This window comes from Geothrix fuzhouensis (genome assembly GCF_024609325.1).
GTDB lineage: Bacteria > Acidobacteriota > Holophagae > Holophagales > Holophagaceae > Geothrix > Geothrix fuzhouensis.
Genome location: NZ_JANHMQ010000001.1, coordinates 748,120 through 771,505, shown reverse-complemented (window position 1 = coordinate 771,505; position 23,386 = coordinate 748,120). Strand labels below are relative to the sequence as shown.

The following is a 23,386-nucleotide window of genomic DNA, read 5'->3' as shown; positions in this document are numbered from 1 at the left end:
TTTCCACTCCACAAAAAAGCGGCGCCGAAAACGGCGCCGCTTTTTTGTGGAGTTGCCTACAGGCCAAGAAGTGAACGGGCTTCGGCCTCCATGAGATCCAGCTGGGCTTCCTCGCCGCGGCCCTGGAGGTAGACCTTCAGCTTGGGCTCGGTGCCGCTGGGGCGGAAGGCGGCGAAAGCACCACTCTCCAGGCGGAACTTCAGGACGTTGCTGCGGGAGATGGGCAGGGCGATCGGGCGGTTGTCGGGCCGATCGAGGATGGGTTCACTTCGATCGCCGCCATGCCAGAGGCCGGTCTGGAAGTCCTCCCAGCTGACCACCCTCTCGCCGCCCAGGGTGGCGAGCCCCGCATCGCGGATGCGGCCCATGGCCTCGGCGAAACGCTTGGCGCCACCGGGCTTCGGATCCTCCAGGTTCACCAGGCGATTGCGGAAGGTGCCGACCTTGGCCATGAGGGAGTCCACTGCTTCGAAAAGGTCCTGCCCCATGGCCTTGTAGTGCCCCGCCATCTCGGCGACGACCAGAGCGGCGGTGACGCCGTCCTTGTCCCGCAGATCGGGTGGCAGCAGCATGCCGTAGCTCTCCTCGGCGCCGAAGGCATAGGGCTCACCCAGGGCTTCGAGACGGTCCATGCACACCGCGATGTTCTTGAAGCCCGTAAGGGTCCATACGACAGGCAGGCCGTGGTGCCGAGCCACCTCAGCCATGAAATCGGAGGTGACCACCGTGCTGACCACCGCGCCCTTGCGGCCCTTCTGGGTACAGAGGTAGTCCAGGGTCAGGCCGGCCAGGTCATTGCCGGACATGAGTTCCCAGGTGGCGTTGCGTCGGGCCACCACACCGATGCGATCGGCGTCCGGATCATTGGCAAGGATGACCTCGGCGCCCATGGCCTCGGCCTCCCTCAGGGGCGCGGCGTAGGCCTCCAGTTCCTCGGGGTTGGGGCGCGGGGCCGTGGGGAAGGTGCCGTCCTGGATCCCCTGGCTGGGGCTGACGGTGATGGGGATACCCGCTCGTTCGAAAAGTGTGGGAATGAGGGCCACGCCGGTGCCATGGAACGGGGTGTAGAGGATGCGGGCGGCCTCGAAGGCCTTGGGTCGTTGGAGCAAGCCCAGGCCCATGGCGAGGTAGGCCTCTTCCACTTCCGCGGGAATGGGCTGGATGCGGCCCGCTGGCACGATGGGTGGTTCGGGCACCAGGGGCAGGCCCGCCATGTGGGACTCCACTTCCGCGTCCCAGGGCTCGACCACTTGGCCGCCAAGATCGTTGTAAGCCTTGAAGCCGTTGTATTCCTTCGGGTTGTGGCTGGCGGTGACGATGGCACCGCAGCCGGCGCCCAGACGCTTCATGGCGAAGCAGAGGAAAGGGGTGGGCAGGGGGCGCTCGCCGAGGAACACCTGGTAACCCGCAGCGGCCAACACCTCGGCGCAGGCCTTCCCGAAGGCCTGGGAGTTGAGGCGGGTGTCAAAGCCCACGACGGCGACCATCTTCCCGGGAGCCCTCTGACTGGCGACGGCGGCCAGGGCCAGGGACACCCGGCGGATGTTGGGAAGGTTCATCCGGCGCAGGCCCGCGGCCATGAAGCCACGCAAACCGCCGGTGCCGAAGGCCAGAGGCTCGGAGAACCGGTCCTCCAGTTCGGCTGAGGCCCTGGCATCGCCGGCCTCGGCGGCCTTCAGCAGAGGTTCCAGCTCCGCCCGGAGCTCGGGCTCCAAATGGGGGAAGGCGAGGTAAGCGTGGGCGGATTCAAGGCTCATGGAAGGTCCTAGGGAACATTCCAGGATTGCAGATCAAGGAAGCGAGGTCGACCCAGAGGGCTTGCGGGCCACCACCTGGACCACGGCGCCGAGGCCATGATGATGGGCGCCTTCGCGGATCTCGCGCACCACCTCACGGCCGATCTCCAGCTTCAGTCCGGGCAGGAGGTCCTTGAGTTCCGCCAGAGTGCTCAGCAGGTCCATCTCCTTCGGGCCCCCGGTGCCGTACTCCAGCTGGCTGGGGGTGTAGGCTTCCAGGATCAGGACACCCCCGGGAGCCAGGGCCGAGGCGCAGCGTGGATAGAGGGCCCGGCGGAGGGCCGAAGGCAGGTGGCAGAAGATGGAGATGATGCCGCTCCAGGCTGTGGCTGCGAGATCGAACTCCGCGAGATCGGCGACGACGGTGGTGAGGGTCACGCCGCGGCTGGCGGCCAGTTCCTGGGCCCGCGCAAGGCCCACCGGGGACAGGTCGACGGCCGTGACCGCGTGGCCCAGGGTGGCGAGATGGACGGCATTCCGCCCCTGGCCCTCGCCCAGTCCCAAGACGGGGCCTGGGGGGATCCGCGGCGCCATGGCCCGCAGGAAATCGTTGGGTTCGGAACCGTAGGTCAGCTCGGCTTCGCCATAGCGCTCATCCCAAAATTCGCGTCCCATCAGGCGCCTCCCAGCGCGATGTCCTCCAGCAGGATGCTCAGGCCGGCACTGCTGCCATACCAGCGGAGATCGCTGCCCAGAGCGGCGATGCGGGTGAGGAAGTCGCGGAGGTTGCCGGCGAAGGTGAGCTTGTCGACGGGTTCGGCCAGGACGCCGTCACGGATGCGGATGCCGCTGGCGCCCACGCTGAGGTCGCCACTTACCGGATCCACCGTGTGGAGGCCCATGATTTCCGTGATGAGCACGCCATTCCCCGCCATGCGGTAGAGGGCGTCGGGCGCCGTGTCTCCGGGCAGGGGGAACAGGTTGAAGGTCGTGGCACCGGGCTGGCTGCCGAAACCCCGCCCGGCGCTCGCAGTGGGGGCCATGCCCATCTCGGCCGCAGTCTTGAGGGTATGGAGATAGGTCTTCAGCACACCGCCTTCCAGCAGCACGTTGCGCCGCGTGGGCAGGCCCTCGGCATCCCAGGGCTCTGTGCCGAGGGCGGGGCGGCCCGGTGCTTCGGGCAGGCGGCCGTCATCCACGAGGGTGAGCAGAGGTGAGGCGACGGCCTGGCCCAGCTTGCCGGCGAAGAGGCTGCGCTGCTTGAGCACCGATTCGGCGTCCAGCATGCTGGCCACGATGCCGAGCAGATCCACCGCCACTTCCGGATGGAGCACCACCGAATACTTGCCCGCGGGCAGGCGCTGGGGATTCAGCTTTCGCTCACCCTTGAGGGCCGCTTCCGCGCCGATGGCGGCGAGGTTCAGGCCAGGTCGCCGGGAGACATCCCAGTGCCAGGCGGCCTGTCGCTCCTCGCCGTCGGCCACCGCCAGTTCGATGGCGGCGGAGCAACTGGACCAGGCATCCGGCGCGCGCACGCCCTTTTGGGTGAGCAGCAGGCTGGCGCCGGTGCTGTCGCTCCAGGCGGATTCCCGCACGGCGGCCACTTTCGAAGAGGCCTTCCGGGCCTCAGCCTCCAGTTCCTGGGCCCAGGCGATGCGCTGTTCCGGCGTGATGGCATCCACGGAGGGATCGAAGCGGCTGGGCAGATCATCGGCACCAGCGGGGTTCGCCTGTCGGAGCCAGGGATCCTCATCGCCGAGGGCGCTCAGTTCCCAGGCCTGGGCAAAGAGGCCCTGGAAATCCGCCGCGGCGAGATCGGTGGTGGTGGCCAGGCCCGTACGGAACCCCTTGCCGCCGGCGCGGATCACGCGCACGCCCAGGCCACCGCGCTTGCTGGTGGTGAGGTCCTCCAGCGCGCCATTCTGTACTTTGGCCTTGCGGCTACGGGACACGGAAACGAAGGCCTCGGCGCCTTCCGCACCCAGCTTCAAGGCGTGCTGGATGCCGTCCTGGAGGCGGGCTTCGAGGGATTCAGGCAGGAAGATGCGGAAGGCTTCGGTCATGTCAGGAATCTTTCTCTAGGGCGGACTGCAGGATCAACAGGGCGCGGGCATCGAATGCCACAAGGGTGATCGTCCGGGGGAGGTCGTGGGTCGCCAGCCAGCCTCGGCAGGCTGCGAAGGCGATGCCTGCGGCGCGGTCCTGGGGGAAGCCATAGATGCCGGTACTGATGGCCGGGAAAGCGACGCTCTGGCAATGGTGGGCCTCGGCCAGGCGCAGGCTCTCCCGGTAGCAGGAGGTCAGGAGTTCGTCTTCACCCTGCTGCCCACCGCGCCAGACCGGGCCCACGGCATGGATCACGAAGCGGGCCGGCAGACGGTGGCCACCGGTCACCTTCGCCTGCCCGGTGGGGCAGCCGCCCAGGCCTTTGCATTCCTCCAGCAGGCCGGGCCCGGCTGCGCGGTGGATGGCGCCATCCACGCCGCCGCCGCCCAAGAGGCTACTGTTCGCCGCGTTGACGATGGCATCTACGGCGAGGGTGGTGATGTCGGCCTGCACCACCTGCAGGCGCACGGAGGTCAAATCACGCTCGGCAAGGGTTCGGCGGTTCCGCCCACGACGAGGGCGGGGCAGAGAATGGTGGGCAAGGCATCGCTGACGGGCACGCCCTGGCCGTCCTTGCCGCAGGTGCCGATGTCGAAGTGGTGCAGGTCGGAGCCGATGCGGGTGAGGCCTTTCAGGACGTCGGGGCCACAGCCGCTGAGGGTGGCGTTCTTCACGGGATACTTGGCCTCGCCGTTCTCCACCCAGTAGCCTTCGGTCACCTGGAACACGAAGTTCCCTGTGACCGTGTCCACCTGGCCGCCGCCCATGTGCTTCACCAGCAGGCCGCGGTCCAGATCCCGGAGGATGGCCTCGGGCGCCTCGCTCCCGGCGGCCAGGAAGGTGTTGCGCATGCGGGGGATGGGCAGGTGGCGGTAGCTCTCCCGGCGGCCGTTGCCCGTGGGCTCCGTGGCCATCTTCCGCGACGTCTTGCGGGACTGCAGGTAAGCCTTCAGCACGCCGTTCTCGATGAGGACCACGCGGCTGACCGGGTTGCCTTCGTCGTCGATGGCCTGGCTGCCGCGCTTGTGGGGCAGGGTGCCATCGTCGATGATCGTCACCCCTTCGGCGGCCACCTTCTGGCCCAGCTTGCCCGCGAAGGCGCTCATGCCAGCCAAGGCCAAATCCGCTTCCAATCCGTGCCCGCAGGCCTCATGGATCATGGTGCCGCCGGCACTGCTGCTGAGCACCACGGGGAAGGTGCCGGCCGGGGCAGGTTGGGCATCCAGGGCCTGCATGGCCAGCCGGACGGCCTCATGCACGGTGTGGGTCACCGCCTCGTCCGTGAACAGCTCGAAACCGCGGGTCTCGCCCAGGGCCTGATAGCCAGACTGGAGCTGCTGGCCGTCCCCGGCCGTGGCATTCACGCGAAGCACGACCTGGGTGCGGTGATCTTCGGTGAGGCGGCCGGACCAGGTGCCATCCATGCACTCGGCAGCGGCGATCCAGACTCGCTGGGTGTTGTCGCCGTAGCCCGCTGAAACTTGCTTGAGCGCGCCGGGGCGAAGGGTTTCCGCATGCGACCGCGCCAGGGCCTCGGCACGACGCACCAGAGCCACCTTCTCATCCAGGGGCACGTGACCGGGATCGCGCTCCACGGGGCTGGGGGTGGGGTGGACCATCAGTGACAGGGCGGGGATGTCGGCCTGTCCGCCGGTACCCGGCGCAGCCAGGGTGTGGGCAGCCTCGAGCAACTCGTCGAAGCCAGGGGCGATGAGATCCGCGAAGCGGGTGGTCTCGCCATCCATGAGCCGGAGGCTGGCCCCGAAGGTTTCGGAGGCGAGCACGTCCTCCATGCGGCCATCGTCCATGCCCAGGGCATGGGCCCGCCGGCGTTCCACGAAGATCTCCCCGTAGTCGCCACCCCGGTTGAGGAGGGCGGTCAGGATCTCGCGGAGCTGATCAGCGGTGAAAGGTGCGGGCATCGGCGCTCTCCAGGTCCGCGCGCGGCGGACCTTCCAGTTTGACAGAAGCGAGGCCTCGGCTCCCGCGAGGATCGCCGTCAGATCCCTGCCGTCGTTGGGGATCACCAGGTCCGCATGGAGGGCGCGCTCGGGAGCGGAGGCCTGGGCCCGCAGCCGGGTCAGGGCGGCCTCCCGGGACAGGGCGTCCCGGGCCATGAGGCGCGCCAAGCGCAAGTCCTCCGGCGCGTCCACCGTCCAGAAGGCGTCGAAGTGGTGGGCCCGGCCCCGCTCCACCCACAGCGCCGCATCCAGCACGGCGCCGCGGGTGCCAAGAGGGAGCGCTTCGAGGCGTCCCACCAGGAGGGCTTCGATGAGGGGATGGAGAATGGCGTTCAGGCAGGCCCGCGCTCCATCATCCGCGAACACATGGGTGGCCATCCAGGCCCGGTCCAGGGTGCCATCCGGCTGGAGGCAGCTGGGACCAAAGGCGGCGACCAGGGCCGCCAGGCCTTCGCCGCCGGGCTGCACGGCCTCCCGAGCCAGGGCATCGGCATCGATCAAGGCCCAGCCTCGCTCCACCATCCGCTTCGCCACGAAACTCTTCCCCGCGGCGATGCCGCCGGTGAGACCGAGGATGGGGAAGGTTGTGGGCGGAAGGGGGGGCATGGGCGGATGATCCAAAGTCCGTTGATGATGAGAAAACCAGAGAACCGTGACCAGAGTCTCTTGATGGCGTCCGACTCCCTCTGTCAGCATGCCGAAATTGTCACTACGGAGATCAAATTTGAGATGGCTTCATTTTTGTGTCGGGGTATGCCTTGCCTTCCAGGCCTGGGCAGGATCTGATTGGCCGCCCATCCCGGCGGAGGTCTGGGCGATCAAGGAGGGTGCCAAAGGCGCCGTGGTCCTGGAGGAGCGCCTCCGGTTCCAGATGGGGGAAATCCAGACGGTGTACCGGGTTCGCATCTTCTCCGAGGAGGGAAGGGCCGCCGCTGCCATCTCGGACTTGCCGAAGAACACGCTCGGGATCAAGGGACGCACGGTGTACCCCGACGGTCGGGAGGTCGTTTTCGATGGCCGGAAGGATTTCGCGGAACGGCAAGCGGAGACGGGAGGACGAAATTTTGCCAAAGTCCACCTGGTGGCTCCTGGCGTCACTTCGGATTGTGTGGTGGAGATCCAGTGGAGGGAGGTGTGTGACGGGTATCGGAGGGCTCTGCCCAAACGCTTCACGAACGGCCTGTATGGGGTCTGGACCCTCGGAAACCCCTACCCCACGCGCATCTCGTCAGTCGAAGTGGCCAAGAATTTCCCGTTCGCTTTCTTCCTGACCGGGCGGATGGGCCGGGCTGAAGATTCCGAGCGCAACGGATTCCGCGTCCTGACCTATCACAACCTGCCGGCCATGGAGTCCACTCCCTACGCCCTGGCCCCGACCAACGGGTTTCCCCGGCTGGTGGCTTACTGGCAGCCCGATGACCTGATCCGGGCCACCCACGAGGGCAACGATGGCTATTGGTCGGAGGCCTTCGAGCGGATCTACAGGGCGGATTATGAGGTTTCCGTCGACACCGGCGGCGCCTTCAAGCGGCTGGCCGCGGAACTGACCACGGGCCTTCCCGAGCAGCCGCAGGCCAGGGCCAGGGAACTGCTCACCCGCCTTCAGGCCCGGATTAAGAACGTCTCGTCGCCGACCGCGACCGAGAAGGCATCCCTCCCGAAAGACTTCTGGGGAGATTACGAGTACAAGCGTCTGGACAAGGCTGCCGCCTCCGGGCTGGCGAGCAACTCGGGCATGCGGTTGATGTATTACCACCTGCTGAAGAAGGCGGGCATCCAGCCGAAGATCGGCAAGCTCGTGGACCGGGAGCAGGCGCTCTTCAACTACGGCCACCTCAACGCCTGGCAGTTCAACCACGACATCCTCGGCATCGAGGAACTGGGTGAGGCGGATCTGTGGATCGATGCCACAAACCGCTATGCGGCGCCGGGGGTGGTCCACCCGGACTATGAAGGCGTCCCCATGCTGGTGTATGCCACACCGAATGGAAAGACGTGGAAGCCCGCCCTAAACAGCCTGCCGGCCACCAAGCTCGGCAGGAACACCCGGTCCTACACCTATGACCTCCGCCTCGGCGAGGATGCCGACGTCTTCTCGGTCCAGGCCCAATTCGGGGGTTATCCGGAGTACGCGGAACGCTACCAGTACCTTCCGCAGGATGCCGCGAACCAGTCCCGGATGCTGCGGGAGAAATTCGAGAAGCTGGGGAAGAACCTGAGCATTTCGAAGGCGACGGTGCTTGATGCCACGAACGCCGCCAAGCCAGTGTCCTGGGAGGTTGAGGGGAGCCTGGAGCGGGAAAGCGGACGGCGTCGGGAAGTCGTGCCCTTTCCGGGTATGAACTGGCCGCTGTGGGTTCCCGACAAAATGGATGTTCCCAGGTCGATGCCGATCATCCTCCCCTACCTGGCCACCCAGACCGCGGTGAGCAGCTTCGTGGTGCCGAAAGGGTACCGCTTCGATCCTCATACCGAGTTGAAGCAGCGCAACCAGTTCGGCTCGGTGTCGTGGTCGACGGCTTATGATCCCCAAACCCGGAAGGTCACGGTCCGGTTCAGTGTCGAAGTCGCCACCCTCCACGAGGGCAACGGCGCTTGGAGTGCCTTCAGGGACTACCTCAGCTGGATCCAGGATGCCTGCACCCGCCAGGTCGTGCTGGCGAGGGAGGGCTGAATGGTCCGCACCGCTCTGCTCCTGTTCCTTTCCTTGACGCTCTTCGCCCAGGATCCCTACCGGAAGCTTCCGGATTGGGCCGCCACCGTGGCCCGGTCCGCCCAGGCGGAGCCGGCACCTGAACAGGCTGATGCCTGGGTGCTTCAGGACCGTACGGAGATCGCCTATACCGGCGGCGGGGAGATTCGCCAACGCAGGTTCCGCCTGGTGAAAGTCCTCACGGAACGGGGGCGGGAGCAGAGGACTTTTGCACTCCGGGGCTTGGGGGGGAAGGCCAGCCGCGTGAAGAAGCTTAAAGGATGGAACCTCCGCCCGGACGGGGAGATGGTCAAGCTGGACCAGGACGAGGTCGTCACCATCAACGATGCGGGGAGTCCGGAATTCAGCACCGAGAGCCTCACGGGCGCCTCTCTCGACCGGGTGGTTCCGGGCAGCCTCATCGCCTTCGAATCCCTGGAGACGATCGAAAGTCCCCTTGGACCGGTGGCCGGAGAGGGGATTCTGGAATCGAGCCCCATTCGACACTGGGAACTGGAAGTTGCCAAGAAGGAGGGCTGGTTCACGGACCTCAAGGCCGTCACGATCTCCATAGAGAAACGCCATTTCACGCCCTGGATCAGCACCGTGGAGGAAACGCCGGGTGCGCGCCTGGCCCTCTCGAACCTGCCGGCCCTACCGAAAGATGAAGAGGGTCATCCGGATCTCGGAGAAATCCTTCCCTCCGTGCGGGTGCGGTTCCAGGATCCGGACCTTCCGCTATCCCGCATGTGGGGGAGCTGGAACGAACTGGCCGTCTGGACCGCCGGGAACTACCAGGCGAAGCGCAGGCCCGCGGTGACCGCCGCCAAGGGCTGGTCTGGGGCTGCGGGGTTGGAGGCTCTCTGGTCCTGGATGGGAAAATCCCTCACCTACAAGCAGATCTACCTCACCCCGGAGCGCGGGTGGCTCCCCGAAGCCTCCGACGAAGTGGGGCGGAAAAAGTACGGCGACTGCAAGGACCTGAGCTGCTTCCTGCTGTCGGAAGCCTCCTCCTTGGGCTATAGGGGATTTCCGGCGTTGGCTTCCATCTCCAATCCCGAGGTCGATTCCTCCGATGCGCCTTTCCCTGAGTTCAACCACGTGATCACCGCCCTCAAGCTCAAACGGAGCCTGGGCTTCCCGGCTGAGGTGGAAACACCTGTGGGCCGATTCCTCCTCGTGGATCCGACGGATCCGCTCGTTCCACTCGGCCGCCTCGGTGCGGCGCATCGCGGGCGCAACGTGATGATCTGCCTGGATACGTGTGCCCAGTGGGTGCGGGTTCCCGATGCGGCGATTCAGCCCAACCGGCTGGAGCTGGATTTGGATGGAGAGGCGAGGCTGGACGGACGACTGGTGGCCACGCTGCAGATCGACGAGACTGGGTCCGCTTGGGGGCTCCGCGCCGTGGTGAGGGCGCGGGGGGCCAAGGGGGTTCACGATCGCCTCGTACAGGATTTGTTGGACATCCCTCCCACGGGGACCTTGGTGGTGACGGAACTGGGCGACCCCCTCGAGCTGGCCAAGGCCTTCCGGGTGACGGTCCGGGTGGAGCATCCCCAGGGGTACCGAGCCAACGGGGCGGAGCGGGAACTGGTGGGCTGGGGCTTCCCCTGGCCTCGGACCGTGATCCAGAAATCCGGTGTCCCAAGGCGATTTCCAGTCCAGGCGCGGACCTTCGGGGAGCGGATCCTGCGCGCCCGGCTGAAGGTGCCCGAACGCGCCCAGCCTGTGGTGCCGAAGCGGACCGTAGAGACTGCGTTCAGTACCTTCTCCGTGGAGGCCGTGTCGGAACCTGCGGGGAGCAGCTCGAAGTTGACCCTCCTGTTCCAGCATCGGTGGAAGGATGCGGACTTTGGGTTCGACCAAAGGGAAGCCGGCGTCCAGGCGTGGAAGAAGGACCGGAACCTCTACAAGGCCTTCCGGGAGGATGCGCTCGCCTTCAAGATCGTCCTCTAGCGCCCTCGGGGCGGAGGCCAGTCCTGTCGCGATCCGCTACACTGGATCCTTCCGTTTATTGACCCGAGGTCACATGAAAGACGCGACACCCGAACAGGCCATGGATCTGTCCCAGCTGGAAAAGCCGGTGCTTGAGCTGGAGGCCCAGATCCGGGCCATGGAAATGGACCCCTCCCAGACCAAGGAGCGGGAAAAACTGGAAAAGAAGCTGGACAAGCTGAAGGCCGATTTATTCACCAACCTCACGGATTGGCAGCGGGCCCAGCTGGCCCGCCACCCCAAGCGCCCCTACACGCTCGACTACCTGGAACGGATCTGCGAGCGCTTCGAGGAGCTGCACGGCGACCGTCGTTTCGGCGACGACGCGGCCATCGTGGCTGGCATGGGCTGGATCGAGGGCAATCCGGTCATGATCATCGGCCAGCAGAAGGGCCGGGACACCAAGCAGAAGATCCTGCGCAACTTCGGCATGCCCAAGCCCGAGGGCTATCGCAAGGCCCTGCGCCTCATGAAGCTGGCCGAGAAGTTCCAGCGCCCCGTCCTCTGCCTCATCGACACGCCGGGCGCCTATCCGGGGGTGGATGCGGAGGAGCGCGGCCAGGCCGAGGCCATCGCCCGCAACCTGCTGGAGATGGCCAAGCTCGAAGTGCCCGTGGTGGCCGTGGTCCTCGGTGAGGGCGGCAGCGGCGGGGCCCTGGCCCTGGGCGTGGCCGACCGCGTGCTCATGATGGAGAACGCCATCTATTCCGTGATCTCGCCGGAAGGGTGCGCCTCCATCCTGTGGAAGGACGCCAGCCAGGCCCCCAAGGCCGCGGCGGCGTTGAAACTCACGGCTCCCCACCTGCTGGAGCTGGGCGTCATCGACGGCATCGTGAAGGAACCTCTGGGCGGCGCCCATTCGGACTTCGACGCCGCGGCCGCTGCACTCAAGGACGCGGTCATCGAGGCCTTCTCCGAGCTGTCCGAGCTGTCCGCCGAGGAACTGGTGGAGGAGCGGTACCAGAAATTCGCCCGCATGGGCAGTGTCGGCTGATATGGACACCAAGGTGTGGCGCCTCCGCCGGGAGATTCCGGCGGGTCCGGCGCCCTGGCGGGCTCTGGCCGCGGCCTGGAATCTGGAACCCCGCCTGGCGCGGCTGGCCTGGCTCAGGGGTGTGGATCACCCGGAACACCTGGCCTGGCGGCTCGATCCCTCCTGGGCCCGGAGCACGGACCCCCATCTGCTTCCGGGCGTGAATCAGGCCGTGGTCCGCATCCGCCGGGCCATTGAAGCCCGTGAGCGCATCGTGGTCTACGGCGACTACGACGTGGACGGCGTCACCGCCACCGCCCTGCTGGTGCGCGCCCTTGAGAAACTGGGCGCCGAGGTGTCCTTCTTCATCCCCAACCGGTTCTCAGACGGCTACGGCCTGCACCTGGACTGCATCCAGGAACTGAAGGTCACCCGCGATCCAGGCCTGCTCATCTCCGTGGACTGCGGCGTGCGGAGTGTGGACGAGGTGAAGGCCAGCACCGAGCTGGGCCTCGATTGGGTCATCACGGACCATCACGCCCTCGGCCCCGAGCTGCCGCCGGCCTGTGCCGTGGTGCATCCCCACCTCGACGGCTACGCCAACCCCTTCCTGGCAGGCGTGGGCGTGGCTTTCAAGCTGGCCCAGGCCCTGCTCGGCGCCGTGCCTCATCCCGTGGGTGCCGACGCGGCCTTCCTGGACGGCATGCTCAAGCTGGTGGCCATCGGCACCGTGGCTGATGTCATGCCGCTGCGTGACGAGAACGCCCTGCTGGTGCGTCGCGGCCTCGATTCCCTGGGTGGGAAGAATGGCCCCGGTTTGGCGGCCCTGCTGCGTGCCGCGAAGAAGGAGGGTGCGCTGGGTGGCCAGGACATCGGCTTCGGCCTGGCGCCTCGGCTCAATGCCGTGGGCCGCATGGGCGGCGCGGAAGATGCGGTGCGCCTGCTGCTGACCCGTGATCCCGGCGAGGCCGAAACCCTCATGACTCGGGTGGAAGCGCTCAATCAGGAACGCCGAACCATCCAAGAGGACTTGGCCGCGCGCCTCCCCCGTCCCGATGGCGCCGCCTTCGACCTGGTGCTGGATCCCACCGCCCACAAGGGTGTCATCGGCATCGTAGCCGGCCACCGCATGCGCCTAACTGGGCGCCCCGCGGGCGTCTGCACCGTGATTGATGGTGTGGCCCACTGCAGCCTGCGGGCCCCGGAAGGCTACGATCTGGGCGGCCTGCTGGTCCTGGCCCAGCCCTTCATCCTGGGCGGGGGTGGCCATCGTGCGGCGGCAGGTCTCAGCTTCGAGGCCTCGCGCCTCGCCTTCGTCCGCCAAGCCCTCCAGCGGGGCGCGGCCGAGCAGGCCGCGGGGCGCAAAATTCCGCCCCTGCTGCTGGACGGTGGTCCCAACGACCTTCCGGAGGATGCGGACCTCGCCGGCCTGGAACCCTTCGGCCAAGGCTTCGCGCCACCCCTGGCCCGGCTGGAAGGGGTGGTGACCGCCTCCGCGATGTTCGGGGCGGATCATTGGAAGCTGCGCTTGGCGGGATTCCCAGATCCCATCACGTGGTTCGCGGGCCGTGACCGGCCACCGCAACCGGCCACGGGTGACCGTCTCTGTGTGGCTGCCACGCCCCAGGGCAGCAGCCGCTGGGGCCGGTCCTGGCTGGTGGATAATCTGCTCGGGGAGGGAGCGCCATGAAAGCGCCGGCCCTGCTCCAGGATCTGCCGCCCGCCCGGCACCCACTCTGGCGGGTTCTGGGCTGGGGCCTGGTGGTTGGGACTCTAGGGTTCACCCTGCGCTTCCTGATGGTGGGCGGGGCGGGCATGCCCGGTCGCACGGTGGGTGGTGACCCCCTCTTTGGCGAAGGTACCAGAGGCAGCGTGGGAACTCTCACCGAGCAGCTTGGGCCCAACCGCATGGTGCTCGCCTACCGCACCATCGAAGGGGCCGAGGAGGATCTGCGTCTGGAGACGGTGACGGGCCATCTGGATGAACCGACCGGTGTTTGGCGCATGCTCTCGCCCAAGGCGCGGCGCCAGGCGGGGATCTGGACCCTCCAAGGTCCCCTGGATCTCGAGGTGGCGGATCCGAGCACCAAGGCCCTCCTGGGGAGGGGGCGGGTGGATTACGCAGGACCTGCCATCCGCTGGACCGAAGGGGAATGGGAGGGGCTGGCCCCCTTGCGGTGGGAAGCCCTCGAAGGATCCACTCGCGGCACTTGGAACCTGCCGGCCGGGTGGCGGCGCGAGGCCGATGGCCGGTTCCGTGTGGAGCAGGGACCTGTGCGCTGGCAGGCCCCGACTGATGGGGTTGCCCCGGTCACCCTCCAGGCCATGGATGCGGAGCGACTCTGGGCTATGCCCGGCTTCCAGACGGGTCACCTGGAGGGGGTGAAGGCTCGCCTGACGGAAGGTTCCCTCCAGGCTTCCGTCGCGGACCTGTCGCCGGAGACGATTAGCTGGCCCGGCCCCCTGGCCTTTGAACGCGCCGATGGCTGGCGTGGCGAGGCGAAGGGCGGGGTGGCGCCACGGCCCGTGCCCGGCGCCACCTTCCAGCAGGTGGAATTCCGGAAATTCCAGGCCCACCGGGCCCTGCCTGTGGGCGAGGAACGATTGTCCACGGACGGGGCCCGGTGGACGCCCGCAGGGCTGCGGCTGGAGGGCAGCGTGGTGTGGGATCAGCCCCTGGATGGCCAACGCCTTGTGCTCCGGGCGCCAAGGGTGCTCCTGCGGGAAGGGCCAGGTGGGGATCTGCCCGAAAACCTGCCCGTGGGCTACGCCGTGGCGGAAGGCCAGACGCTCCTCACCTGGGGCCGGCGCAATTTGTCGTCACCCCGCATGCTGATGGAGCGGGCCACCCGGCGCTGGAAGCTTCAGGCCCCGGTGCTGGGCCGTGGCGAGGACGGCACGTTCAGTGGCGGAGCGGGGCAGGGAGATCCCCGATCCTGGGCCATCGAAGGACCCGTGCAGGTGAACCTGTTCTCCGGCGGCAGCCTGCGAGGCGCCAGGCTGGTTTGGGAAGATGCCTTGTGGACGCTCACGGGCAGGCCCGCGGCATGGAGCCGCCTGCGCGAGCGGTTGTCAGGCTCCCGCATCATCCGGAAAGGCGAGACGGTGAGTTTCCCTGAAGGCCTGAGCGGAACTCTGGCAGCCGCGGACGGAGACCTGTTCCTGCGCGCTGAACACGGTCTGAGCGAGGCGCAGAAGATCACCCTCAACGGGGGGGTGGAATGTCAGGGCCAGGGCTGGCGGCTGGCGGCGGAGTCCGTGACCGTTCTGGTGGGTCCAGATCGAACGGCGAAGCTCATCCAAGCCACCGGGGCTGTCATCCTGCGGGGTCGCCTCGGCGAGGGGCAGGGCGAGGCCCTGGAACTCGAACCCGGAACCCAGACTGCCAAGTGGCAAGGTCGGGTGCGCGGCAAGGGTGCGAATCCCAGTTGGTGATGCCGCGCCTTTCTAGGGCATGATGAAGCAAACCTCGTATTAGGAGGCACCATGCCCCGGTTCCGTACCCTCGCGCCCCTGGCGCTGATGCTTGCCGCGACCCCGATTCTGGCGGCCCCGTCCGCGAAGGCCAAGGCTGCCGAGCGGGTGGATTCGCCTCTGGCGGGGATTCCCTTCCGGAACCTGGGACCGGCGGTGACCTCGGGCCGGGTCGGGGATATCGCTGTGGATCCGCGCAAGCCGGACACCTGGTACGTGGCAGCGGCTTCTGGCGGGGTGTGGAAGACCGTCAACGGCGGCACCACCTGGACACCGCTCTTCGACAAGGAGGGCTCGTTCTCCATCGGCTGCGTGACCGTGGATCCCCACGACTCGAACACCGTCTGGGTGGGGACGGGCGAAAACAACTCCCAGCGATCGGTGGCCTACGGAGACGGCGTGTACCGCAGCCTGGACGGCGGCAAGCATTGGGAGAACATGGGCCTGAAGGCCAGCGAGCACATCGGGAAGATCCTGGTGGACCCGCGGAACAGCCAGGTGGTCTTCGTGGCCGCCCAGGGCCCGCTCTGGAAAGAGGGTGGGGAGCGAGGGCTCTACAAGACCACGGATGGTGGCAAGACGTGGAAGGCCGCGCTCACGGTGGATGCCCACACGGGTGTGGCGGACGTCCTCTTGGACCCACGCAATCCCGACGTGCTGTACGCCGCCACCTATCAGCGACGCCGCCACGTATGGGGCATGCTGGATGGTGGTCCCGGAAGCGGCATCCACAAGAGTCTGGACGGCGGCCAGACATGGAAGAAGCTCACCGAAGGGCTGCCCAAGGAGGACATGGGGCGCATTGGCTTGGCTCTTCCCGCTGGCGAGCCGGACACGGTCTACGCCACCATCGAGGCCGCCAACAAAGCTGGGGGCTTCTTCCGCAGCCTGGACGGAGGCCGCACCTGGGAGCGTCGCAACGAGCAGGTCTCCGGGAGCGCGCAGTACTACCAGGAACTCTTCTGCGATCCGAAGGATCCCAAGCGCGTCTATTCCATGGATACCTGGATGCAGGTGACCGAGGATGGCGGTAAGACCTGGCGGCGCGTGGGCGAGACGTCCAAGCATGTGGACAACCACGCGCTGTGGATCGATCCAGCGAACTCTGACCATCTGATCGCCGGGTGTGACGGCGGCTTGTACGAAAGCCGCGACCGCGGGGCCACCTGGGCCTTCACGGCCAACCTGCCGATCATCCAGTACTACCGCGTGGCCACGGACAATGCGCGTCCCTTCTACAACGTGTACGGCGGCACTCAGGACAACTTCTCCATGGGCGGTCCCAGCCGCACCCGGAACCTGCATGGTTCCACCAACCTCGATTGGTTCGTGACCCAGGGCGGGGACGGCTTCTACAGCCAGGTGGATCCCGACGATTCAGACACCGTGTACTCGGAAAGCCAGTACGGCGGCCTGGCCCGCTTCGACCGCCGAACGGGCGAGCGGGTGGAGATCCAGCCCCAGACCGCGCCAGGAGAAGAGCCCTTCCGTTGGAACTGGGATGCGCCGCTGATGCTCAGCCCCCACAACGGCAAGCGGCTGTATTTCGCCGCCCAGAAGCTGTTCCGCAGTGATGATCGCGGCGACAGCTGGACCGCCGTGAGCCCGGACTTGACCCGCAAGATCGACCGCAGCCGCCTGAAGATCATGGACAAGGTGTGGGGCGTGGATGCCGTGGCCCGCAATACTTCCACCAGTTTCTTTGGGAATATCGTGGCCCTTGCGGAGAGCCCCAAGGCCGAAGGCCTGCTGTACGTGGGCACCGACGACGGCCTGCTTCAGATCAGCGAGGATGGTGGCAAAGTCTGGCGGAAGTCCGAGCCTGTCCCAGGCGTGCCCGACCTGACGTACGTCTCCTGCCTTGCCGCCAGCCCGCACCGCGCGGGAACGGTGTACGCTGCCTTCGACAACCACAAGATGGGTGACTTCCGCCCCTACCTCCTGCTCTCCGGGGACCGTGGCCGCACCTGGGAGTCCATCTCCACAGGGCTGCCCGAGCGGGGCAGCGTGTACACCGTGCGCGAGGATCCAGCCCGGGAAGGGCTGCTCTTCTGCGGCACGGAGTTCGGCCTCTTCTTCAGCCTCGACGCCGGGAAGACCTGGTCCCGGTTCACCCAGCTGCCCACCATCGCCGTGAAGGACCTGACCATCCAGGCCCGCGAAGGCGACCTGGTGGTGGCCACCTTCGGCCGGGGCTTCTACATCCTCGATGACTTGACCCCCTTGCGCGAGGCGAAGGCGGAGGACTTCGAGCCCGAGGCTCATCTCTTTGGTCTGCGGCCTGCCCAGGCCTACATCCCGGCCGTCCCCTTCGGTGGGCCAGGGAAGTCCTTCCAGGGTGATTCCCTCTTCCTGTCGCCCAACCCGCCCTTTGGCGCCGTGTTCACCTACCACGTGAAGGTGGAACCGAAGACACTGAAGCAGCAGCGCCAGGCGAAGGAGAAGGAGGCCGCCAAAGCGGGCCAGGATCCCGCCATCCCCACCTGGGATTCACTCCGGGCGGAGGATCGCGAGGTGCCGCCCGCGGTGGTGTTGACCATCGCCGCCAGCGATGGCCAGGTGGTACGCCGCATCGTTGCGAAACCGGAGAAGGGCCTCCACCGCCTGGCGTGGGATCTCCGCCTCCAGAATCCTGCTCCCATCCGGTTGAAAATCCCCACCGAGCGAGATCCCTGGGACTACGGCGCCCACGGAGCCCTGGCCGCGCCGGGTCGGTACCAGGCCACGCTATCCTTCCAGGTGGACGGTGTGCTGAAGCCCGTGGCCGGTCCCGTCGCCTTCGACGTGAGGCCTTTAGATGCTGACCGCCTCACCCCCGCCCAGTGGGCTGAATTCAGTGCCTTCTCGGCCCGAATGGGGGACGCCCAGCGCCGCGCCCTGGGCGCTTCCCAACACCTGAACGAGGCCCAGAACCGGCTGGACCACGTCCGCAAGGCTCTGCTCGAAACCCCTGCCGCAGACCCGGCCTTGCTGACCAAGTCCCGCAGCCTGTACGGCGACCTCAAGGATCTGCGCGACCGGCTCAGCGGAGACAACACAGTCGCTGCCCGCCAAGAGCCCACGGCCCCCGGGATCCTTGGGCGGATCCGCGAGGTCACCGGTAGTGTCTGGGCCACCACCCAGTTGCCCACCGCCACCCAGCGCCAGAACCTGGCCTGGGCCGAAGAGGGGCTGCAGGCAGTGAAGGGTCGGCTCGAGGCTGCCCTGACCACCCTGAAGACCCTGGAGGACGCGCTCGAGGCCGCCAAGGCGCCTTATACCCCCGGGCGTTCCGAGCCGTGAGCGCTGGCCCGCTCCGGGGCAATCGGGCGGCCAGTGTGTTCTGATATATCCATGACCGAAAAACCCCCCTGTCTTGAGGCCGTGAACCTCCAGAAGCGATACGGCGACCGCACTGTGGTGCGGGATGTGAGCCTCTGCATCGGCATGGGCGAGGTGGTGGGATTGCTGGGGCCCAACGGCGCAGGCAAAACCACGACCTTCTACATGGTGGTTGGGGTGGAAGCGCCGGACCGGGGGTTCATCCGATGGCTGGGCCACGATGTCACGGCCCTGCCCATGCACCGGCGGGCCCGGCTGGGCATCGGCTACCTGGCCCAGGAATCCAGCGTATTCCGGGGGTTGACGGTGTGGGAGAATCTGATGGCCCTGGCGGAGTTGCAGCCAGTTCCGAAGGCGGAGCAGAAGGACCGCTGTGAGCAGCTTCTGGCCGATTTTCACCTGGGCAAGGTGCGCGACACTTTGGGTATGAGCCTCTCCGGTGGTGAGCGACGCCGCTGTGAATTGGCGCGGGCCCTCGTGACCGAGCCGAAGATCATGCTCTTGGACGAGCCCTTCGCCGGAGTGGATCCCAAGTCCGTGCTGGAGATCCAGGGTCTCATTGGCGACCTCAAGGCGCGAGGCATTGGCGTGCTGATCACAGATCACAACGTTCGTGAGACCTTGCAGATCGCCGATAGGGCTTATATCTTGGCGGACGGGATGATCATGAAACACGGCCTGCCCAGCGAAATTGCAGAGGATCCGGACATCCGCCGGGTCTATCTGGGCAACCGGTTCAGGTTGGACTGATCGTGGCTGGCCCCTTCCTCTCCCAGCGCCTGGCCCAAAGCCAGACCCTTGCGCTCACTCCCGCCATGCAGCTGAAGCTCAAGCTATGGCAGATGAACCTGCAGGAGCTGTCGCAAACCGTCGAGCGGGAGCTTGAGGAGAATCCTCTGCTGGAGCTGGCGGATGATGGCGATGAGGTGCCCTCCCTCGAAGCCATCGAAGAAGGACGCGAGTCCGAGGTGTCCGAGGCGTCGTCGGATCAGTCTGGCGAAGGCATGGAACTGCCCGAAGGGGTGGACACCGTGGACCTGGGTTCGCTCCTGGATGCAGCGGGTGAGATGAACCCCGAAAGCGACTTGGAGAAGTTCACCGAGGAAGGTGTGGCCCAGGTCCAGGAAACCGAGTTGGGCGCCGAGAACAGCTGGGATTCAGATATGCCCCGCACCAGCAACCTGCCGGAGGAGGACCGTTTCTCCTGGGAGGACCGTCTCAGCGCCTACGAGTCCCTCCAGGATCACCTGGTGAGCCAGCTCTACGAGACCTTGGAAAACGAGGATCCCCGGGCCGCCCTGGTGGAGCGGCTCATTGATCGCCTCGACCCCAAGGGCTTCCTGCGCCTGGACCCGGACCAACCCTCCGTTGAGGCCACCCCTGCCACGCTGGCCGCGGATCTGGGCGTCACGGAAGAGGCTCTGCGCGCAGCTCTGGACGTTCTCCAGGAGTTCGATCCTTCTGGCGTAGGGTGCTTCACGGTGCAGGAGAGCCTGCTGCTTCAGCTTCGCCATGCGGGGGCCGAGCCCGATGATCTCGCTGTGCGCATCATCCAGGATTACACGGCTCAAGTGGCGCAGCGGGACAGCGCCAAGCTGCGCCGGGCTCTGGGCTGCACCGATGCGGAACTATCCGTGGCCATGGATCAGCTCAAGCACCTGAACCCATCGCCCGGCCGCGCTTTCGATCCCGAAGGCGAGCGCGTCGTGAAGCCGGATGTGGTCGTGCTCAAGGGCGAGGATGGCAACTGGAAGGTCTACCTCAATGACGAGGGCCTGCCCCGCCTGCGCGTGAACGGCGAGTACCAGCGCTTCCTGGCCTCCAGCGAAGCCAAGTGCGACAAGGATTTCATCCGCGAACGCTTCCGCAGTGCCCGCGATTTCATCCGGGGCGTCGAGGATCGGAATCGCACTGTCCTGCGGGTATCGGCGCAGATCGTGGAACTCCAGAAGGAGTTCTTGGAGCACGGCATCGAACGCCTGCGCCCCATGGTGCTGCGTGACGTGGCCGAGGCCACGGGCTTCCACGAGAGCACCATCAGTCGGGTGGTCAAGGCCAAGACCATCCACACGCCCCAAGGGCTCTACGACCTGAACTATTTCTTCTCGGCGCGTCCCAAGGATTCGGACGTGTCTGCCACCGTGGTCAAACACCGCATCAAGGCCTTCGTGCAGGCAGAGGACCCTGCCAAGCCGCTGTCAGATGAGGCCATCGCCGGCCTGCTCGAGCGGGACGGCATCAAGGTGGCCCGCCGCACCGTGAACAAGTACCGCGAGGAACTTAAGATTCCTCCAGCCTCCCAGCGTCGGCGCCGCTGACAGGGTTGAGGCCCCTTCTAGACGCTGGATCCATGATTCCCGGGCCGCCCGGCCCCTTTCAGGAGTGTCCCATGAAGGTCCACTACACCGGCCGCCACGTGGAGCTCACCGAGCCCCTCAAGCAGTTCACCAAAGAGCGACTGGACAAGATGGCCACCTATCTGGACGACATCATCGACGTCCACGTGATCCTGGCCGTGGAGAAGCACCGCCATGCGGCGGAGATCACGCTGAAGACCCGCGCCAGCGCCTTCGTGGCCTCGGCCACGACCGATGACATGTACGCCAGCATCACCCAGGCCATCGAGAAGCTGGATGTGCAGGCGCACAAGCATCAGGGCAAGCGCAACGACCGGCCCCACGAGAGCGCCAAGGCCGGCGCCGTCGAAGAGTAATCATTCTGTCTTTTCCGATCTAAGAGTGTGTTTTAGAATTCCCGCGAGCCGCGACAGCGGCCAGCCGCGTGATCCAGCAAGGAAGCGCGCGCCGGGCGATGCGGGACATCGTCCAAGCGAGGTGACGCAGCTGGGCGCGCGGCTGGCCGCCGTCCCTCCGGGCTGGGGCGGCGGGCGTCGCCTGGCGTCGTCCGGAACCCTTGACATGGAACCACCATGCCTGCGGGCTCCGTCCTAGCCATGCTCGCCCGGCGCTCCCAGCGCGGCCCGTGCGAATTCTAAAACACACTCTAAAGGCGGCCCATTCGGGCCGCCTTTGATATCCTTGAAGGTCCGGAGTCCGCCATGCCCGATCCCACCCATCTCTACGCCCCGAAGACGAGCACCGAGCCCACCAAGATCTGCGAAAAGTGCCGGAATCCCTACACCCTGGATCACTTCCAGCATGGTGTGGAAGGCCAAGACTGCGTCTGCCGTCGCTGCCTCCAGGTCATGGGGTACAAGGTCTAGGCATGCTGAAGGCCCTCGATACCCCCGAGGCGATCCTGGATGGCATTCTCCAGGGCCGTCGGATCTCTACTGCCGAAGCGCTGGTGCTCATGGAGCAGGCAGAACTCCCAGACCTCGCCGTGGCCGCCACCGCCATCCGGGATCGCCACAACGATCCCCGGCGCGCCAGCTACGTCATCGACCGGAATGTGAACTACACGGATATCTGCAACGTCTATTGCACCTTCTGCGCTTTCTACCACAAGCCCGGCGACACCCGAGGCTATGTGCTCACGAAGGAACAGCTCAGGCAGAAGGCCGAGGAGACCAAGGCCATCGGCGGCACCGGCTTCCTCCTGCAGGGCGGCGTGAACCCGGACCTGCCCTGGGACTACTACCTGGACCTGGTGCGCTACCTCCACCACGATCTGGGCATCTGGGTCCATGGCTTCTCGCCGGTGGAGATCCAGATGATGGCGAAGCTCAGCGGCCAGACCCTGCGCAAGACCATCGCGGATCTGAGCGCCGCGGGCCTGGGCTCCATCCCTGGCGGCGGCGCGGAGATCCTGGTGGACCGCATCCGCAAGAAGATCGCGCCCCTCAAGGGTGGTCGCGAGAAGTGGCTGGAAGTGATGGAGGCCGCCCACGAGGAGGGCGTGAAGACCACGGGCACCATGATGTTCGGCATCACGGAAACCTTGGCCGAGCGCATTGAACATCTCGAGGCTCTGCGCGATCAGCAGGACCGGGCCCTGACCCGGAACAATGGCGGCGGCTACACGGCCTTCGCCGCCTGGCCCTTCCAGAGCGGCCACACGCCCTGGGAGGGCAAGGTGCCCAAGCCCACGGACGTCGAGTATCTCCGCACCATCGCCATCGCCCGCATCTTCCTCGACAACTTCGCGCACATCCAGAGCAGCTGGGTCACCATGGGCCGCAAGACCGGCCAGCTGGCCCTGCACTACGGCTGCGACGATATGGGCAGCCTCATGCTCGAAGAGAACGTCGTCAGCGCCGCCGGCACCTGCTACAGCGTGAACAAGGACGAGATGACTCGCATGATCCGCGCCGCGGGCTACGAGCCCTGGCAGCGGGACAACATCTACGGCGAAGTCTCCGCCTGACTCTCGACGAACCCAGGGCGGACTCCGTGAATCGAGCGTTCATCAAGGATCCGGATGATGCGGGACGTCCCGAGGTCCTTCCGGACCGGCCCCAGAGCCCCCACACGAACTACGTAACCCCCGCCGGACTGCGGCAACTGCAGCACCTGCAGGCGGAGTTGGCCGACCGTCAGGGTCGGCTGTTGGCGGAGGGCAAGCTCGCCAATCCCCAGGAGCTGGCCGTGGTCCAGCGCGACTTGCGCTACTACCAGGAGCGGCTGAACCGGGCCATCCTGGTCGACTCCAGTGGCAAGCCGGGGGACCGGGTCTCCTTTGGGGCCGCCGTGGAGGTCTGCGACGAAGCCGGCGCCATCGCGACGTACACCATCGTCGGCGAAGACGAAGCTGACCCCGCCCAAGGCAAAGTCAGCTGGGTCTCGCCACTGGGAGAGGCCCTGCTGAATGCCGAACCCGGCGATGAAGTCCTGTGGCGACGGCCCGCCGGGACGATGCGCCTGGAGATCCTCAGCATCCGTCCAGGCGCATCCGGATGACCCGCACCAGGTCCGTGGAAAAGCGGGGACAGGATTAACAGGATTGAAAGCAGGATGAACAAGATTAACGGCCGACAGAACCTGCGGAATTCCCTTGAATCCTTTTACTTGCTTATTGGCGAGCCTCAGCCTGAAAGTCTGAAACCACAGAGGTCGCAGATGGGCGCAGAAAAGGCGTCCATCTGCGGAGGTTTGCGGAGGTTTGCGGAGGAGCCGAGGAAAGCGGAGGAAAGGAACATGCACCTGGCGCTCCAGCCAGGACATCC

The 23,386-nt window shown here is 66.5% G+C and carries 17 protein-coding genes; 12 read left to right on the top strand and 5 right to left on the bottom strand.

The features are described from left to right. Positions 1 to 56 precede the first annotated feature (56 nt). From NOV74_RS03565 to coaE, 5 genes are read right to left on the bottom strand one after another with little or no spacing between them, the layout of a single operon-like run. Positions 57 to 1,757 (bottom strand): phospho-sugar mutase, encoded by a 1,701-nt coding sequence (locus NOV74_RS03565; protein WP_257309319.1) that lies wholly within the window; start codon positions 1,755 to 1,757, stop codon positions 57 to 59. 33 nt (positions 1,758 to 1,790) lie between these two features. Next, positions 1,791 to 2,411 carry an SAM-dependent methyltransferase gene (locus tag NOV74_RS03560; protein ID WP_257309318.1) on the bottom strand — a complete coding sequence of 207 codons (621 nt, stop codon included), beginning with the start codon at positions 2,409 to 2,411 and terminating at the stop codon, positions 1,791 to 1,793. Continuing rightward, complete coding sequence (locus tag NOV74_RS03555) at positions 2,411 to 3,799, bottom strand: TldD/PmbA family protein (RefSeq protein ID WP_257309317.1); 1,389 nt, start codon at positions 3,797 to 3,799, stop codon at positions 2,411 to 2,413. Before NOV74_RS03555 ends, NOV74_RS03560 begins: the two co-directional genes overlap by 1 nt. Position 3,800: 1 nt before the next feature. Further along, positions 3,801 to 4,310 (bottom strand): O-acetyl-ADP-ribose deacetylase, encoded by a 510-nt coding sequence (locus NOV74_RS03550; RefSeq protein ID WP_257310555.1) that lies wholly within the window; start codon positions 4,308 to 4,310, stop codon positions 3,801 to 3,803. Positions 4,311 to 4,315: 5 nt separating this feature from the next. Further along, positions 4,316 to 6,409 carry a dephospho-CoA kinase gene (gene coaE / locus NOV74_RS03545; RefSeq protein ID WP_257309315.1) on the bottom strand — a complete coding sequence of 698 codons (2,094 nt, stop codon included), beginning with the start codon at positions 6,407 to 6,409 and terminating at the stop codon, positions 4,316 to 4,318. 235 nt (positions 6,410 to 6,644) lie between these two features. Here coaE and NOV74_RS03540 point away from each other — a divergent pair, with 235 nt between their 5' ends. The 12 genes from NOV74_RS03540 (at position 6,645) to NOV74_RS03485 (ending at position 23,120) form a co-directional block, all read left to right on the top strand. Next, positions 6,645 to 8,477 carry a hypothetical protein gene (locus NOV74_RS03540; RefSeq protein ID WP_257309314.1) on the top strand — a complete coding sequence of 611 codons (1,833 nt, stop codon included), beginning with the start codon at positions 6,645 to 6,647 and terminating at the stop codon, positions 8,475 to 8,477. Beyond that, positions 8,478 to 10,454: a hypothetical protein gene (locus NOV74_RS03535; protein ID WP_257309312.1), complete on the top strand. Its 1,977-nt coding sequence runs from the start codon at positions 8,478 to 8,480 to the stop codon at positions 10,452 to 10,454. It abuts the gene before it with no gap. 73 nt (positions 10,455 to 10,527) lie between these two features. Further along, positions 10,528 to 11,487: an acetyl-CoA carboxylase carboxyltransferase subunit alpha gene (locus tag NOV74_RS03530; protein WP_257309310.1), complete on the top strand. Its 960-nt coding sequence runs from the start codon at positions 10,528 to 10,530 to the stop codon at positions 11,485 to 11,487. Positions 11,488 to 11,500: 13 nt separating this feature from the next. Further along, positions 11,501 to 13,156: a single-stranded-DNA-specific exonuclease RecJ gene (locus NOV74_RS03525; RefSeq protein WP_257309309.1), complete on the top strand. Its 1,656-nt coding sequence runs from the start codon at positions 11,501 to 11,503 to the stop codon at positions 13,154 to 13,156. Then, entirely contained in the window at positions 13,153 to 14,901 is a 1,749-nt protein-coding gene (locus NOV74_RS03520) for a hypothetical protein (protein ID WP_257309307.1), read from the top strand. Before NOV74_RS03525 ends, NOV74_RS03520 begins: the two co-directional genes overlap by 4 nt. Before the next feature lie 51 nt (positions 14,902 to 14,952). After that, on the top strand, positions 14,953 to 18,222 hold the full coding sequence (locus NOV74_RS03515) for a WD40/YVTN/BNR-like repeat-containing protein (RefSeq protein ID WP_257309305.1): 3,270 nt from the start codon (positions 14,953 to 14,955) through the stop codon (positions 18,220 to 18,222). A 51-nt stretch (positions 18,223 to 18,273) separates the two neighbouring features. After that, positions 18,274 to 19,011, top strand: a complete 738-nt coding sequence (gene lptB / locus NOV74_RS03510; RefSeq protein ID WP_257309304.1) for an LPS export ABC transporter ATP-binding protein — start codon at positions 18,274 to 18,276, stop codon at positions 19,009 to 19,011. Between the two features lie 2 nt (positions 19,012 to 19,013). After that, complete coding sequence (gene rpoN, locus NOV74_RS03505) at positions 19,014 to 20,579, top strand: RNA polymerase factor sigma-54 (RefSeq protein WP_257309302.1); 1,566 nt, start codon at positions 19,014 to 19,016, stop codon at positions 20,577 to 20,579. Between the two features lie 71 nt (positions 20,580 to 20,650). After that, a complete protein-coding gene (hpf, locus tag NOV74_RS03500; protein ID WP_257309301.1) occupies positions 20,651 to 20,974 on the top strand; it encodes a ribosome hibernation-promoting factor, HPF/YfiA family in 324 nt (107 codons plus the stop codon). A gap of 345 nt (positions 20,975 to 21,319) precedes the next feature. Further along, a complete protein-coding gene (locus tag NOV74_RS03495) occupies positions 21,320 to 21,484 on the top strand; it encodes a hypothetical protein (RefSeq protein WP_257309297.1) in 165 nt (54 codons plus the stop codon). A 2-nt stretch (positions 21,485 to 21,486) separates the two neighbouring features. Continuing rightward, positions 21,487 to 22,587 carry a cyclic dehypoxanthinyl futalosine synthase gene (mqnC, locus tag NOV74_RS03490; protein WP_257309296.1) on the top strand — a complete coding sequence of 367 codons (1,101 nt, stop codon included), beginning with the start codon at positions 21,487 to 21,489 and terminating at the stop codon, positions 22,585 to 22,587. Between the two features lie 26 nt (positions 22,588 to 22,613). Continuing rightward, entirely contained in the window at positions 22,614 to 23,120 is a 507-nt protein-coding gene (locus NOV74_RS03485) for a GreA/GreB family elongation factor (protein ID WP_257309295.1), read from the top strand. Positions 23,121 to 23,386: the final 266 nt, after the last annotated feature.